This window comes from Enterobacter cloacae complex sp. 2022EL-00788 (assembly GCF_026627565.1).
GTDB lineage: Bacteria > Pseudomonadota > Gammaproteobacteria > Enterobacterales > Enterobacteriaceae > Enterobacter > Enterobacter pasteurii.
In genome coordinates this window covers 123,754-138,103 of sequence record NZ_JAPNMC010000007.1, presented here as the reverse complement: position 1 = coordinate 138,103, position 14,350 = coordinate 123,754, and the positions used below count along the sequence as shown (strand labels likewise).

Below are 14,350 nucleotides of genomic sequence, written 5' to 3'. Positions count from 1 at the left end.
ATAAAAACGGCAACCGAAGTTGCCGTTGTGCTTTTATTTCGCGATACGCTTGTACTTAATACGCTTCGGCTCCAGCGCGTCTGCGCCCAGCGTGCGTTTCTTGTACTCTTCGTATTCGGTGAAGTTACCTTCGAAGAACTCTACCTTACCTTCGTCCTGGTAATCCAGGATGTGGGTTGCGATACGGTCCAGGAACCAGCGGTCGTGCGAGATAACCATTGCACAGCCCGGGAACTCCAGCAGGGCGTTTTCCAGCGCGCGCAGGGTTTCGATGTCCAGGTCGTTGGTTGGTTCATCGAGCAGCAGGACGTTACCGCCAACCTGCAGCAGCTTCGCCAGGTGCAGACGACCGCGCTCACCGCCGGACAGCTCGCCCACGCGTTTGCCCTGGTCGGTGCCCTTGAAGTTAAAGCGGCCAACGTAGGCGCGGCTTGGCATTTCGGTGTTGCCGATACGCATGATATCCAGACCGCCGGACACTTCTTCCCACACGGTTTTGCTGTTATCCATTGCGTCACGGAACTGGTCAACGGACGCCAGCTTCACGGTCTCACCCAGGGTGATAGAGCCGCTGTCAGGCTGTTCCTGACCGGACATCATGCGGAACAGCGTGGATTTACCCGCGCCGTTCGGACCGATGATACCGACGATAGCGCCCTTCGGTACGGAGAAGGTCAGGTCGTCGATCAGCAGGCGGTCGCCGTAGGACTTCCGCAGGTTGGTCACTTCAACCACTTTATCCCCCAGACGCGCTCCAGGTGGAATAAACAGTTCGTTGGTTTCGTTACGTTTCTGGTATTCGGTATTGTTAAGCTCTTCAAAGCGCGCCAGACGGGCTTTGCCCTTGGACTGACGGCCTTTCGCGCCCTGACGCACCCACTCCAGCTCTTTCTCGATAGACTTGCGACGCGCCGCTTCCTGAGACGCTTCCTGCGCCAGACGCTGATCTTTCTGCTCCAGCCAGGAGGAGTAGTTGCCTTCCCACGGAATACCTTCACCGCGGTCCAGCTCCAGGATCCAGCCCGCCACGTTGTCGAGGAAGTAACGGTCGTGGGTGATCGCCACCACGGTGCCTTCGAAGTCGTGCAGGAAGCGTTCCAGCCACGCTACGGACTCTGCATCCAGGTGGTTGGTAGGTTCGTCGAGCAGCAGCATGTCTGGTTTTTCCAGCAACAGGCGGCACAGCGCCACGCGGCGACGCTCACCACCGGAGAGGTTAGCGATTTTCGCATCCCAGTCCGGCAGGCGCAGGGCATCAGCCGCGCGCTCCAGCTGCACGTTCAGGTTGTGACCGTCGTGCGCCTGGATAATCTCTTCGTATTTGCCCTGCTGAGCGGCCAGCTTGTCGAAGTCCGCATCCGGCTCGGCGTATTTGGCATACACTTCATCCAGGCCCTTCAGCGCGTTAACCACTTCGGACACCGCTTCTTCAACGGATTCACGCACGGTGTGCTCCGGGTTCAGCTGAGGTTCCTGCGGCAGGTAGCCGATCTTGATGCCTGGCTGCGGACGGGCTTCACCTTCGATGTCTGTATCGATGCCGGCCATGATGCGCAGCAGGGTGGACTTACCGGCACCGTTGAGACCCAGGACACCGATTTTTGCGCCCGGGAAGAAGCTCAGCGAGATATTTTTAAGAATATGACGTTTCGGCGGGACAACTTTGCCGACACGATGCATGGTATAAACGAATTGAGCCACGTTGGACTTCGCCTCTTTTATCGTGATGAGAATGAATTTCAGCCTCGAAGTGTAGCCTTTTTCACGCCCTAATCCCAGCCAGGAACGTCGGGAGTGTTAAAACGCGCAAGAAAGGTAAAAAAGTGTCCATGACGTGGCGCGTTGCGGGATGCCTGGTTAGCATAAGTTGATGTGACTTTGACGTGGCAAGACGCTGCAACTAACGAAAAACAATGAGGAAGAGCTTGTGGAAAAAGCCAAACGGGTGGTCTGGCGTCTGCTGGCTGCCAGCGTATGCGTAATGGCGGTAAGCCAGGCGGTGCATGCCGATTCACTGGACGAACAACGTAGCCGCTATGCCCAGATTAAGCAGGCATGGGACAACAAGCAGATGGATACCGTGCAGGCGCTGATGCCGACGCTGAAGGATTATCCGCTGTATCCGTATCTGGAGTATCGCCAGATTACTGACGATCTGATGAATCAACCAACCGTCACCGTGAACAACTTCATTCAGGCGAACCCGACCCTGCCGCCTGCGCGCACCCTGAAGTCCCGGTTCGTGAACGAGCTTGCCCGTCGCGAAGACTGGCGCGGCCTGCTGGCCTTCAGCCCGGACAAGCCGGGCGCGACGGAAGCGCAGTGTAATTACTATTACGCGAAATGGGCTACCGGCCAGCAGGAAGAAGCGTGGGCCGGCGCAAAAGAGCTGTGGCTGACGGGCAAAAGCCAGCCCAACGCCTGCGATCCGCTTTTCAGCGCCTGGCGCGCGTCGGGGCAGCAGGATCCGCTCTCCTACCTCGAACGCATCCGCCTGGCTATGAAGGCCGGGAACACGCGGCTGGTCACCGTGCTGGCGGGGCAAATGCCGGCGGATTATCAGACCATTGCTTCTGCCGTTATCGGCCTGGCAAACGATCCGAACACCGTCCTGACGTTTGCGCGCACCACCGGCGCGACCGACTTTACCCGGCAGATGGCGGCAGTCGCCTTTGCCAGCGTGGCGCGTGATGATGTGGAAAACGCGCGGCTGATGATCCCGCAGCTGGTGCAGGCCCAACAGCTTAATGACGTTCAAACCCAGGAGCTGCGCGACATTGTGGCGTGGCGACTGATGGGAGCAGACGTCACCGATGAGCAGGCCCGCTGGCGTGACGATGCGGTCATGCGCTCAAACTCTGTCTCGCTGGTCGAGCGTCGCGTGCGTATGGCGCTGGGAACGGGCGACCGCCGCGGCCTGAATACCTGGCTGGCGCGCCTGCCGATGGACGCCAAAGAGAAAGACGAATGGCGCTACTGGCAGGCGGATCTGCTGCTGGAGCGCGGTCGTGAAGACGAAGCCAAAGATATCCTTCACTCCCTGATGCAGCAGCGCGGATTCTACCCGATGGCGGCGGCGCAGCGTCTGGGCGAGACGTACACGCTTAAGATCGACAAAGCGCCAGCCACCGCGAACCCGGCGCTGACGCAGGGGCCGGAAATGGCGCGCGTTCGCGAGCTGATGTACTGGAATCTGGATAACACCGCGCGCAGCGAGTGGGCCAATCTGGTCACCAGCCGCACCACGGATGAGAAAGCGCAGCTTGCCCGCTATGCGTTCAATAACCGCTGGTGGGATCTGAGCGTGCAGGCGACGATCTCCGGCAAGCTGTGGGATCACCTTGAGGAGCGTTTCCCGCTGGCTTACAGCGATCTCTTTGAGCGCTACACCAGCGGCAAAGATATTCCGCAAAGCTACGCGATGGCCATTGCCCGTCAGGAGAGCGCCTGGAACCCGAAAGTCCGTTCTCCGGTAGGCGCCAGCGGCCTGATGCAGATCATGCCGGGCACCGCGACGCACACGGTGAAGATGTTTAATATCCCAGGCTACAGCAGCCCGTCGCAGCTGCTGGATCCGGAGACCAACATCAACATCGGTACCAGCTACCTGCAGTACGTCTATCAGCAGTTTGGCAATAACCGCATCTTCGCGTCAGCGGCGTACAACGCGGGGCCGGGGCGCGTGCGCACCTGGCTTGGCAACAGCGCAGGGCGTATCGACGCCGTGGCGTTCGTCGAGAGTATTCCGTTCTCTGAAACGCGTGGCTACGTGAAGAACGTGCTGGCTTATGACGCTTACTATCGCCACTTCATGGGGGAGAAAGATGCGCTGATGAGCGATGCCGAGTGGCAGAGACGTTACTGATCGGCGCGGGTTGTGTTATGCTGTACTCGTTAATGAGTACAAGAGGCAGCATAACATGACCCAGCATTCCCCGTATTCCTCGGCAATGGCCGAACAGCGTCATCAGGAGTGGCTTCGTTTTGTGGAGTTGCTCCGCCAGTCTTATGACAAGGATCTGCATTTACCGCTATTACAGCTTATGCTGACGCCCGATGAACGCGAAGCGCTGGGCACGCGGGTACGCATTATTGAAGAGCTGCTGCGCGGCGAAATGAGCCAGCGCGAGCTGAAAAACGAGCTGGGCGCGGGCATTGCGACAATCACCCGCGGATCGAACAGCCTGAAATCTGCGCCGGTTGAGCTGCGCCAGTGGCTGGAGCAGATCCTCTTGGGCGCTCAGCGATAAATCGCGTTATGGAACGGGCTCAGCGCTAAAACTACCGCCTGGTGATACACGCCTGAGCGGGTCAAAACGCCTTTGGTGAAGACGCCAATTGCCCCTTCTTTACGGCCAATCTCGTCAATGCCGGTGTACTGCGACATCACCGGCCCGAGCGCTTCGCCTTCGCGCACTTTATTCAGAATGATTTCCGGCAGCGGCAGGGTGGCTGAACGCGCTTCACCGCGCTGCTCGCGGCTTTCGATGACAACCCAGCTGAAGGTTGCGCCTTCGTCGATTCCCGCTTCAATCGCGACCCAGAAGTCAGCGCCTGGTGCGGCGGCTTTGGCATTCGCCACGCGATTTCGTGCGCCAGCGCGCGTTTCCTCGCTGCCAAACGGCTGTTCCGGTACGCCGCTCTCGACGCCGATGGCGTCAATATGGCAGGATCCTTCGCCGAAGATCTCTTCAAATGCCCTTAGAATTGCCTGAATTTTGGCAGGATTGGTGGTAGCAGAGACAACATGGTGCATAATTAAGCTCGATTCAAAAAAACTCATCGCAGTATAACGGAAAAAAAGCATGTTACAGGTATACCTTGTTCGCCACGGTGAAACGCAGTGGAACGCCGAGCGACGTATTCAAGGCCAGTCAGACAGTCCTCTCACCGAGAAGGGAGTGCAACAGGCGTGGCAGGTGGCGGAACGCGCCAGAACGCTGGGTATCACTCACGTTATCTCCAGTGATTTAGGCCGCACGCAGCAGACGGCACGCATTATCGCTGATGCCTGCGGCTGCGACGTCACTCTCGAGCCGCGCCTGCGCGAGCTGGACATGGGCGTGCTGGAAAAACGTCCTATCGATACGCTGACGGAAACCGAAGAAGGCTGGCGTCGTGCGCTGGTGAACGGTACGGAAGAGGGGCGTATCCCTGAGGGAGAGTCCATGCAGGAGCTGAGCGTGCGCATGCATGCCGCGCTGGCCGAGTGCCTGAAGCTTCCGGCAGGCAGCCGTCCGCTGCTGGTGAGTCACGGCATCGCGCTGGGTTGCCTGGTGAGCACCATTCTGGGGCTGCCGGCATATGCCGAACGCCGACTGCGTCTGCGCAACTGCTCCATTTCCCGCATCGACTATCAGGAAAGCGCCTGGCTGGCGTCAGGTTGGGTGGTTGAGATGGCAGGGGACATTTCGCATCTCGATGCCCCTGCGCTGGACGAATTGCAGCGTTAACGCCGTACCGGGATAAGGAATTCCATCCGCAGATTGATAGGGCCTTCTTCCGGCTTAGCGTCCTGCGCCGGATAGTAGCGCTCGATGTCCTGACCTTTACGGCGATTCAGATTCAGCATTGGCATGCAGGTCCCGTAAACGGTCAGGATAAACTCCTGAACGCCCGTTCCTAAGCCCTCGTAAGAGAACATGACGTACTCGCCGCCTTCCAGCACGACAGGCTTAGCGCCCTGAATGTAGCCATTTGCCATGTCAGGGGTGAGCGCGGTGGTGTAAAACACCTCCTGCTCGTCGTCTTTTTCCTGACTCGGGTGCGTTTCGTTCAGGCCATACAGAATCGGCGGAATAGCCGGGGCGTGGCTTAAAAATTCGCGCCAGAACTGAACCCGCATCTGATGACGGAACTCTGAGATCTGCTCCAGAGAGCAGGCGTAGCTCTGCGTGGTGCCGATCAGGTGCGTTTCCGGCAGGGTGACGATTTCATATTTTGGCATCGCAAACTCGCCCAGACGAAGCGGCGGACGCATGCCAAACGAGCTCCAGTCGGGCGAGCGGCGATAGAGCGCCGGCGTTAACGAGAACTGTTTTTTAAAGGCGCGGGTGAAGGTTTGCTGCGAATCGAAGCGATATTGCAGGGCAATATCCAGAATCGGCCGTGCGGTCAGACGCAAAGCGACGGCAGACTTTGACAAACGACGGGCACGAATATAGGCACCGATAGCATGACCGGTGACATCCTTGAACATCCGTTGCAGATGCCACTTGGAATAGCCTGCTTTTGCCGCCACATTATCCAGTGACAAAGGCTGGTCGAGATGACCTTCCAGCCAGGTGAGCAGGTCGCGAATAATTCCAGCCTGATCCATATACTATCCTCATCCTTAAAACTGCTGCAGGTGCCTGATTACAGGTTAGCGGATAATAGCATTTTTTGACGTTTTAGCATTCAGTGTTTTTTTTGCGCATTAATGCTTTTTGTGGTGATTTATACGCAAATATATTCTAATCCTGTGATCTTGCTACATTTTTGCCTCACCTGTTGAATAATCGCTCAGCGTAATTTTTATGAATGGTAACAATATGAAATACAAGGCTTTACTCTTTGCGGCACTGGCTTTGATGGCCGGGCGCGCGGCGCAGGCGGAGCAAATTGGCTCCGTGGATACCGTGTTTAAAATGTTTGGGCCGGACCACAAAATTGTGGTGGAGGCGTTTGACGATCCGGACGTGAAAAACGTCACCTGCTATGTCAGCCGGGCGAAAACGGGCGGCATTAAGGGCGGTCTGGGGCTGGCTGAAGACACTTCCGACGCGGCCATTTCCTGCCAGCAGGTTGGTCCGGTTGAGCTAAGCGACAAAATCAAAAACGGCAAAGCGCAGGGCGACGTCGTGTTCCAGAAACGGACCTCGCTGGTGTTCAAAAAGCTGCAGGTGGTGCGTTTTTATGACGCGAAACGCAACACCCTGGCTTATCTGGCCTACTCGGACAAAGTGGTGGAAGGCTCACCGAAAAACGCGATTAGCGCGGTGCCGATTATGCCGTGGCACTGATAAAAAAACGGCGCTAAAAGCGCCGTTTTTTACTGCGTGACGAGCCGGATTACTCCTGAAGATCGCCGCAGAAACGATAACCTTCGCCATGGATAGTGGCGATGATTTCCGGCGTATCAGGCGTAGATTCGAAATGCTTACGAATACGACGGATGGTCACGTCAACGGTACGATCGTGTGGCTTCAGCTCACGGCCGGTCATTTTCTTCAGCAGTTCTGCACGGGACTGAATTTTGCCCGGGTTTTCGCAGAAGTGCAGCATCGCGCGGAATTCACTGCGCGGCAGTTTATACTGCTCACCGTTCGGGCTAATCAGCGAACGGCTATTGATATCAAGTTCCCAGCCGTTGAACTTGTAGCTTTCAACGCTACGACGCTCTTCGCTGACCGTGCCCAGATTCATGGTACGGGACAGCAGGTTGCGTGCACGAATGGTTAACTCGCGAGGGTTGAACGGCTTGGTGATGTAGTCATCCGCGCCGATTTCCAGACCAAGAATTTTATCAACCTCGTTGTCACGGCCTGTCAGGAACATCAACGCGACGTTCGCCTGTTCACGCAGCTCGCGCGCCAGAAGAAGGCCGTTTTTGCCCGGCAGGTTGATATCCATAATCACCAGGTTGATATCATTTTCAGAAAGGATCTGATGCATCTCTGCGCCATCGGTCGCTTCAAAGACATCGTAGCCTTCTGCTTCGAAAATGCTCTTTAACGTGTTGCGTGTTACCAACTCGTCTTCAACGATAAGAATGTGCGGGGTCTGCATGTTTGCTACCTAAATTGCCAACTAAATCGAAACAGGAAGTACAAAAGTCCCTGACCTGCCTGATGCATGTCGCAAATTAACATGATCGGCCTAACGTGACTAAAGTACGTAATTGCGTTCTTGATGCACTTTCCATCAACGTCAACAACATCATTAGCTTGGTCGTGGGTACTTTTCCTCAGGACCCGACAGTGTCAAAAACGGCTGTCATCCTAACCATTTTAACAGCAACATAACAGGCTAAGTGACACCGGACACCCAATAAAACTACGCTTCGTTGACATATATCAAGTTCAATTGTAGCACGTTAACAGTTTGATGAAATCATCGTAGCCGAATGCTAGCCTTTGTCACAATTTTTCAATAAACCAACTAGTTGCGGACATTAATTGATAAACGGTACGAATCCAATTGAGAATGAGTATTCACAGGCTCATTATCATTATAAAACATAAGGATAATCAGGTTCTGTTAACATTCTAACTAATTGTTCAGTCACAAAATAGTGTAGCGTTTTTAATTTGTTATGAAACGCTATTTCGGTGATTTGTGTTGCAATTTTGTAAATTCGTGCTGCGTAATATGTTGAAGTGAATCACATTTTTATCCGCTAACTGCTTAAAAAGAGAGCATAAATGCATCTGTCGATTGTGCTGGTGGCGCCAGCAAGAGCCGAGAATATTGGCGCTGCGGCGCGCGCCATGAAGACCATGGGTTTTACGGATTTGCGTATTGTGGACAGCACGGCGCATCTGGAGCCTGCCGCGCGCTGGGTGGCGCACGGTTCGGGGGATATTCTCGATAATATAACCACTTACGCTACGCTCGCCGACGCGCTGCACGATATTTCTTTTACCGTCGCCACGACCGCACGCAGCCGGGCGAAGTTTCATTACTACGCCACGCCCGCCGAGCTGGTGCCGATGCTGAGCGAGAAAAGCCAGTGGCTGGAGAAAGCGGCGCTGGTTTTTGGCCGCGAAGATTCCGGGCTGACCAACGATGAGCTGGCGCTGGCTGACGTGCTGACGGGCGCGCCAATGGTGGCGGATTATCCATCGCTAAATCTCGGGCAGGCGGTCATGGTCTATTGCTATCAATTAGCATCCTTAATACAAATTTCTCAGCCGCCAGTGACGGGAACGGATGAAAACCAGCTGGCTGCGCTGCGCGCGCGCGTGGAAAACCTGCTTGGGCAGCTGGGCGTAGCGGACGATCAAAAACTGGTGGACTGGCTGCAGCAGCGCTTAGGCCGACTTGAACAGCGCGACACGGCAATGTTGCACCGATTGCTGCATGATATTGAAAAAAAATTGACCGAGTAAAATAGTGTCATAGGTTTTTATTATGGCCGATCCTGCTGATGTCTGGGGTTGCATCTGGGTTATTCCGATGAAAATAAATCTGCGCGCAGCGGGACGTGAGAACGTCACAAACTGTGATCGAATTAAAAATTCATTGACTTAAGGTGCCCGATCCTTTAACCCTAAAAGAATACAGCACAGACAGATAATAATGACAGAGTACACAACATCCATGAAACGCATCAGCATCACCACCATTACCACAACCATCATCATTACCACAGGTAACGATGCGGGCTGACGCGTACAGGAAAAACAGAAAAAAGCCCGCACCTGAACAGTGCGGGCTTTTTTTTCGGCTAAAGGAAATGAGGTAGAACCCATGCGAGTGTTGAAGTTCGGCGGTACGTCAGTGGCAAATGCAGAGCGTTTTCTGCGCGTTGCCGATATCCTGGAAAGTAACGCCAGGCAGGGGCAGGTTGCCACCGTGCTCTCTGCCCCGGCCAAAATAACGAACCACCTGGTGGCGATGATTGAAAAAACCATCGGTGGCCAGGATGCACTTCCGAACATCAGCGACGCCGAGCGTATTTTTGCAGAACTGCTGCAGGGGCTGGCAGACGCCCAGCCAGGCTTCCCGCTGGCGCAGCTGAAAACCACCGTTGAACATGAATTTGCCCAGATCAAACACGTTCTGCACGGTATCAGCCTGCTGGGCCAGTGCCCGGACAGCATCAACGCGGCGCTGATCTGCCGGGGTGAAAAACTCTCTATCGCCATTATGGCGGGCGTGCTGGAAGCGCGCGGACACGGCGTGACCGTAATCGATCCCGTTGAAAAACTGCTGGCGGTCGGCCACTACCTCGAATCCACCGTCGACATTGCCGAGTCGACTCGCCGCATTGTCGCGAGCAAAATTCCGTCTGACCATATGATCCTGATGGCGGGCTTCACCGCCGGAAACGAGAAGGGCGAGCTGGTGGTGCTGGGCCGTAACGGCTCCGATTACTCTGCTGCCGTACTGGCGGCCTGCTTACGCGCAGACTGCTGTGAGATCTGGACCGACGTCGACGGCGTATATACCTGTGACCCGCGTCAGGTGCCGGACGCCAGGCTGCTGAAGTCGATGTCGTATCAGGAAGCGATGGAGCTTTCTTACTTCGGCGCTAAAGTGCTTCACCCGCGTACCATCTCTCCGATTGCCCAGTTCCAGATCCCTTGCCTGATTAAAAATACCGGTAACCCGCAGGCGCCGGGCACGCTGATTGGCGCCAGCTCGGATGAAGATGGCCTGCCGGTGAAAGGCATTTCTAACCTGAACAATATGGCGATGTTCAGCGTCTCCGGCCCCGGGATGAAGGGCATGGTCGGCATGGCAGCCCGCGTGTTTGCCGCCATGTCCCGCAACGGCATTTCCGTCGTGCTGATCACCCAGTCCTCTTCCGAATACAGCATCAGCTTCTGCGTGCCGCAGGGCGACTGCCTGCGCGCCCGCCGCGCGCTGGAAGAAGAGTTCTACCTTGAGCTGAAAGAGGAGCTGCTGGAGCCGCTCTCCATTCAGGAGCGTCTGGCCGTGATCTCCGTCGTTGGCGACGGCATGCGCACCCTGCGCGGTATTTCTGCCAAATTCTTTGCCGCGCTGGCGCGGGCCAATATTAATATCGTGGCGATTGCGCAGGGCTCGTCTGAGCGTTCAATTTCCGTGGTTGTGAATAACGATGATGCCACCACCGGCGTACGCGTGGTTCACCAGATGCTGTTCAACACCGATCAGGTGATCGAGCTGTTCCTGGTTGGCGTCGGCGGCGTCGGCGGCGCGCTGCTGGAGCAGGTGAAGCGCCAGCAGGAGTGGCTTAAGAAGAAACATATCGATCTGCGCGTCTGCGGTATCGCTAACTCCAGGGCTTTGCTGACTAACGTTCATGGCCTTAACCTGGAAAACTGGCAGGCGGAGCTGGAAGAGGCAAAAGAGCCGTTCAACCTGGGCCGCCTGATCCGGCTGGTGAAAGAGTATCACCTGCTTAACCCGGTGATCGTCGACTGTACCTCCAGCCAGGCGGTTGCCGATCAGTACGCGGACTTCCTGCGCGAAGGGTTCCACGTGGTAACGCCGAACAAAAAGGCCAACACCTCGTCGATGGATTACTATCACCAGCTGCGCCTGGCGGCGAGCAAGTCCCGCCGCAAGTTCCTGTACGACACCAACGTGGGCGCGGGTCTGCCGGTCATCGAGAACCTGCAAAACCTGCTGAACGCGGGCGACGAACTGCAGCGATTCTCCGGCATTCTCTCCGGCTCCCTGTCGTTTATCTTCGGCAAGCTTGATGAAGGCATGAGCCTGTCGGAGGCCACCCGCGCCGCGCGCGAGCTGGGCTACACCGAGCCGGACCCGCGTGACGATCTCTCCGGCATGGACGTGGCGCGCAAGCTGCTGATCCTGGTGCGCGAAACCGGCCGCGAGCTGGAGCTGTCGGACATTGTGATTGAACCGGTACTGCCGGCGGAGTTTGACGGCAGCGGGAACGTTGATGCCTTTATGGCGAAACTCCCTCAGCTGGACGACGCCTTTGCCGCTCGCGTTGCGAAAGCCCGTGATGAAGGTAAGGTATTGCGCTATGTTGGCAACATTGAGGAAGATGGCGTGTGCCGCGTGAAGATTGCCGAAGTGGACGGCAACGATCCGCTGTACAAGGTGAAAAACGGCGAGAACGCGCTGGCGTTTTACAGCCACTATTATCAGCCACTGCCGCTGGTGCTTCGCGGCTATGGTGCAGGGAATGATGTGACGGCGGCGGGCGTGTTTGCCGATCTGCTGCGTACCCTGTCATGGAAGTTAGGAGTTTAACATGGTCAAAGTTTATGCCCCGGCTTCCAGCGCTAACATGAGCGTTGGGTTTGACGTGCTGGGCGCGGCGGTGACGCCGGTTGATGGTTCGCTGCTGGGCGATACGGTTACGGTAGAAGCGGCAGACAGCTTCAGCCTGAATAACGTGGGCCGCTTCGCCAGCAAGCTGCCGTCTGACCCGCGCGAGAACATCGTTTATCAGTGCTGGGAACGCTTCTGTCAGGAGATCGGCAAAAGCGTGCCGGTGACCATGACGCTGGAAAAAAGCATGCCGATTGGCTCCGGGCTGGGCTCCAGCGCCTGCTCGGTGGTCGCCGCGCTGGTGGCGATGAACGAGCATTGCGGCAAGCCGTTAAATAACAGCCGCCTGCTGGCGCTGATGGGCGAGCTGGAAGGGCGCATCTCCGGCAGCATTCATTATGATAACGTCGCTCCCTGCTTCCTCGGCGGCATGCAGCTGATGATCGAAGAAAATGGCATCATCAGCCAGCAGGTGCCAGGGTTTGATGAGTGGCTGTGGGTGCTGGCCTATCCGGGAATTAAAGTTTCTACCGCCGAAGCGCGCGCGATCCTGCCCGCGCAGTATCGTCGTCAGGACTGCATTGCCCACGGGCGTCATCTGGCGGGCTTTATCCACGCCTGCTATACCCGTCAGCCGCAGCTGGCGGCGAAGCTGATGAAAGACGTGATTGCCGAGCCGTACCGCACTAAGCTGCTGCCCGGCTTTAACGAGGCGCGACAGGCGTCTATGGATATCGGCGCGCAGGCGTGCGGCATCTCTGGCTCCGGCCCGACGCTGTTTGCCTTATGCGACAAGCCAGACACCGCGCAGCGCGTGGCGGACTGGCTCTCTAAACACTACCTGCAAAATCAGGAAGGCTTTGTTCATATTTGCCGTCTGGACACGGCTGGCGCACGAGTACTGGGATAACGAATGAAACTCTACAACCTTAAAGATCATAACGAGCAGGTCAGCTTCGCGCAGGCGGTGACTCAGGGGCTGGGCAAAAATCAGGGGCTGTTTTTCCCCCATGACCTGCCTGAATTTCAGCTGACCGACATTGATGAGCTGCTGAAGCAGGACTTTGTCACCCGCAGCACCAAAATTCTCTCCGCGTTTATCGGGGACGAAATCCCACAGGAGCTGCTGGAAGAGCGCGTGCGTGCGGCGTTTGCTTTCCCGGCTCCGGTTAAGCAGGTGGAGCCGGACGTCGGCTGTCTGGAGCTGTTCCACGGCCCTACGCTGGCGTTCAAAGACTTCGGCGGTCGCTTTATGGCGCAGATGCTGACCCACATCAGCGGCGACAAACCGGTGACCATCCTGACCGCAACCTCCGGCGATACCGGTGCGGCGGTCGCCCATGCGTTCTACGGCCTGAAAAACGTGCGCGTGGTGATCCTCTATCCGAAAGGCAAAATCAGCCCGCTGCAGGAAAAACTGTTCTGCACGCTCGGCGGCAACATTGAAACCGTGGCGATCGACGGTGACTTCGATGCCTGCCAGGCGCTGGTGAAGCAGGCCTTCGATGATGAAGAGCTGAAGGCTGCGCTGGGGCTGAACTCCGCCAACTCCATCAACATCAGCCGCCTGCTGGCGCAGATTTGCTACTACTTCGAGGCGGTGGCCCAGCTCCCGCAGGAGGCGCGCAATCAGCTGGTGGTTTCCGTGCCAAGCGGTAACTTCGGCGACCTGACGGCGGGCCTGCTGGCGAAATCGCTCGGTCTGCCGGTGAAGCGCTTTATCGCCGCCACCAACGCCAACGACACCGTGCCGCGCTTCCTGAAGGACGGTAAGTGGGCGCCAAACGCCACCCAGGCGACGCTCTCTAACGCGATGGATGTGTCACAGCCAAACAACTGGCCGCGCGTGGAAGAACTCTTCCGCCGCAAGATCTGGCGCCTGAGCGACCTCGGCTATGCGGCAGTGACGGACGAAACCACCAAAGCCACCATGCGCGAGCTGAAGGCGGTGGGCTATACCTCTGAGCCGCACGCGGCGATTGCCTACCGTGCGCTGCGCGACAGTCTTCAACCGGGGGAGTATGGCCTGTTCCTCGGCACGGCGCATCCTGCCAAGTTCAAAGAGAGCGTGGAAGCTATTCTGGGCGAAACGCTGCCGCTGCCAAAAGAGCTGGCCGAGCGCGCCGACCTGCCGCTACTTTCCCATGAGCTGCCGGCAGATTTCGCGGCGCTGCGTAAGCTGATGATGACGCGCGGATAATTTTTGTTGGGTGGCGGCTACGCCTGACCCGATCTACATCAGCTCTGAACAGAGGCCGGGCAAGCGCAGCGCTACCCGGCTTTTTTGTGAAGAAATTAAGGAGGAAATAAGCAGGAAAAAAGCAGAAATTCCCAATAAATGCGGTCACTTAGCGTTTAGGATTGCAGAGAATAACATCCCCCGTTCCCTTCACGTACTCTCCTTACATCGGCC

At 56.8% G+C, this 14,350-nt stretch carries 14 protein-coding genes and 1 other annotated feature; of the genes, 10 read left to right on the top strand and 4 right to left on the bottom strand.

Features of this window, described 5'->3' with window-relative positions; genetic code table 11:
- Positions 1-33 precede the first annotated feature (33 nt).
- Positions 34-1,701 carry an energy-dependent translational throttle protein EttA gene (gene ettA, locus OWK27_RS13005; protein ID WP_006810191.1) on the bottom strand — a complete coding sequence of 556 codons (1,668 nt, stop codon included), beginning with the start codon at positions 1,699-1,701 and terminating at the stop codon, positions 34-36.
- Between the two features lie 226 nt (positions 1,702-1,927).
- Between ettA and sltY the strand changes: the two genes are divergently transcribed.
- Both sltY and trpR read left to right on the top strand, forming a co-directional pair.
- Positions 1,928-3,865: a murein transglycosylase gene (gene sltY, locus OWK27_RS13000; RefSeq protein ID WP_267590516.1), complete on the top strand. Its 1,938-nt coding sequence runs from the start codon at positions 1,928-1,930 to the stop codon at positions 3,863-3,865.
- 55 nt (positions 3,866-3,920) lie between these two features.
- A complete protein-coding gene (gene trpR, locus OWK27_RS12995; protein ID WP_176608751.1) occupies positions 3,921-4,250 on the top strand; it encodes a trp operon repressor in 330 nt (109 codons plus the stop codon).
- Here the strand turns inward: trpR and yjjX are convergent.
- Positions 4,241-4,756 carry an inosine/xanthosine triphosphatase gene (yjjX, locus tag OWK27_RS12990; protein WP_176608750.1) on the bottom strand — a complete coding sequence of 172 codons (516 nt, stop codon included), beginning with the start codon at positions 4,754-4,756 and terminating at the stop codon, positions 4,241-4,243. The genes trpR and yjjX overlap by 10 nt on opposite strands.
- 49 nt (positions 4,757-4,805) lie before the next feature.
- Between yjjX and gpmB the strand changes: the two genes are divergently transcribed.
- Positions 4,806-5,453, top strand: coding sequence for a 2,3-diphosphoglycerate-dependent phosphoglycerate mutase GpmB (gene gpmB / locus OWK27_RS12985; RefSeq protein ID WP_242173692.1), 648 nt, complete (start codon positions 4,806-4,808; stop codon positions 5,451-5,453).
- On the opposite strand, the gene robA is transcribed toward gpmB, so the two are convergent.
- A complete protein-coding gene (gene robA / locus OWK27_RS12980; RefSeq protein WP_148420020.1) occupies positions 5,450-6,319 on the bottom strand; it encodes an MDR efflux pump AcrAB transcriptional activator RobA in 870 nt (289 codons plus the stop codon). The genes gpmB and robA overlap by 4 nt on opposite strands.
- A 214-nt stretch (positions 6,320-6,533) precedes the next feature.
- On the opposite strand from robA, the gene creA reads away from it, so the two are divergent.
- On the top strand, positions 6,534-7,004 hold the full coding sequence (creA, locus tag OWK27_RS12975; protein ID WP_148420021.1) for a protein CreA: 471 nt from the start codon (positions 6,534-6,536) through the stop codon (positions 7,002-7,004).
- 49 nt (positions 7,005-7,053) lie between these two features.
- Here the strand turns inward: creA and arcA are convergent, their stop codons facing one another.
- Positions 7,054-7,770, bottom strand: a complete 717-nt coding sequence (arcA, locus tag OWK27_RS12970) for a two-component system response regulator ArcA (protein ID WP_013367683.1) — start codon at positions 7,768-7,770, stop codon at positions 7,054-7,056.
- A 95-nt stretch (positions 7,771-7,865) separates the two neighbouring features.
- On the opposite strand from arcA, the gene yjjY reads away from it, so the two are divergent.
- The 6 genes from yjjY (at position 7,866) to thrC (ending at position 14,137) form a co-directional block, all read left to right on the top strand.
- Positions 7,866-8,006 carry a protein YjjY gene (gene yjjY / locus OWK27_RS12965; RefSeq protein ID WP_001303782.1) on the top strand — a complete coding sequence of 47 codons (141 nt, stop codon included), beginning with the start codon at positions 7,866-7,868 and terminating at the stop codon, positions 8,004-8,006.
- A gap of 399 nt (positions 8,007-8,405) precedes the next feature.
- On the top strand, positions 8,406-9,092 hold the full coding sequence (locus tag OWK27_RS12960) for a tRNA/rRNA methyltransferase (RefSeq protein WP_148420022.1): 687 nt from the start codon (positions 8,406-8,408) through the stop codon (positions 9,090-9,092).
- A gap of 211 nt (positions 9,093-9,303) precedes the next feature.
- Complete coding sequence (gene thrL, locus OWK27_RS12955) at positions 9,304-9,372, top strand: thr operon leader peptide (RefSeq protein ID WP_015572623.1); 69 nt, start codon at positions 9,304-9,306, stop codon at positions 9,370-9,372.
- Positions 9,311-9,428, top strand: a sequence feature (Thr leader region). It overlaps the preceding gene by 62 nt.
- 25 nt (positions 9,429-9,453) lie before the next feature.
- Positions 9,454-11,916 carry a bifunctional aspartate kinase/homoserine dehydrogenase I gene (gene thrA, locus OWK27_RS12950; protein WP_267590515.1) on the top strand — a complete coding sequence of 821 codons (2,463 nt, stop codon included), beginning with the start codon at positions 9,454-9,456 and terminating at the stop codon, positions 11,914-11,916.
- Between the two features lies 1 nt (position 11,917).
- Positions 11,918-12,847, top strand: a complete 930-nt coding sequence (gene thrB / locus OWK27_RS12945; protein ID WP_148420024.1) for a homoserine kinase — start codon at positions 11,918-11,920, stop codon at positions 12,845-12,847.
- Between the two features lie 3 nt (positions 12,848-12,850).
- The gene (gene thrC / locus OWK27_RS12940; protein WP_148420025.1) at positions 12,851-14,137 is read left to right on the top strand and encodes a threonine synthase; all 1,287 of its coding nucleotides are present in this window, start codon (positions 12,851-12,853) and stop codon (positions 14,135-14,137) included.
- Positions 14,138-14,350 lie beyond the last annotated feature (213 nt).

Bases quoted from the DNA above. Each gene is read 5' to 3' on its own strand.
- trpR (WP_176608751.1), top strand. From the start codon at position 3,921: ATGACCCAGCATTCCCCGTATTCCTCGGCAATGGCCGAACAGCGTCAT.
- yjjX (WP_176608750.1), bottom strand. From the start codon at position 4,756: ATGCACCATGTTGTCTCTGCTACCACCAATCCTGCCAAAATTCAGGCA.
- gpmB (WP_242173692.1), top strand. From the start codon at position 4,806: ATGTTACAGGTATACCTTGTTCGCCACGGTGAAACGCAGTGGAACGCC.
- robA (WP_148420020.1), bottom strand. From the start codon at position 6,319: ATGGATCAGGCTGGAATTATTCGCGACCTGCTCACCTGGCTGGAAGGT.
- creA (WP_148420021.1), top strand. From the start codon at position 6,534: ATGAAATACAAGGCTTTACTCTTTGCGGCACTGGCTTTGATGGCCGGG.
- arcA (WP_013367683.1), bottom strand. From the start codon at position 7,770: ATGCAGACCCCGCACATTCTTATCGTTGAAGACGAGTTGGTAACACGC.
- OWK27_RS12960 (WP_148420022.1), top strand. From the start codon at position 8,406: ATGCATCTGTCGATTGTGCTGGTGGCGCCAGCAAGAGCCGAGAATATT.
- thrA (WP_267590515.1), top strand. From the start codon at position 9,454: ATGCGAGTGTTGAAGTTCGGCGGTACGTCAGTGGCAAATGCAGAGCGT.
- thrB (WP_148420024.1), top strand. From the start codon at position 11,918: ATGGTCAAAGTTTATGCCCCGGCTTCCAGCGCTAACATGAGCGTTGGG.
- thrC (WP_148420025.1), top strand. From the start codon at position 12,851: ATGAAACTCTACAACCTTAAAGATCATAACGAGCAGGTCAGCTTCGCG.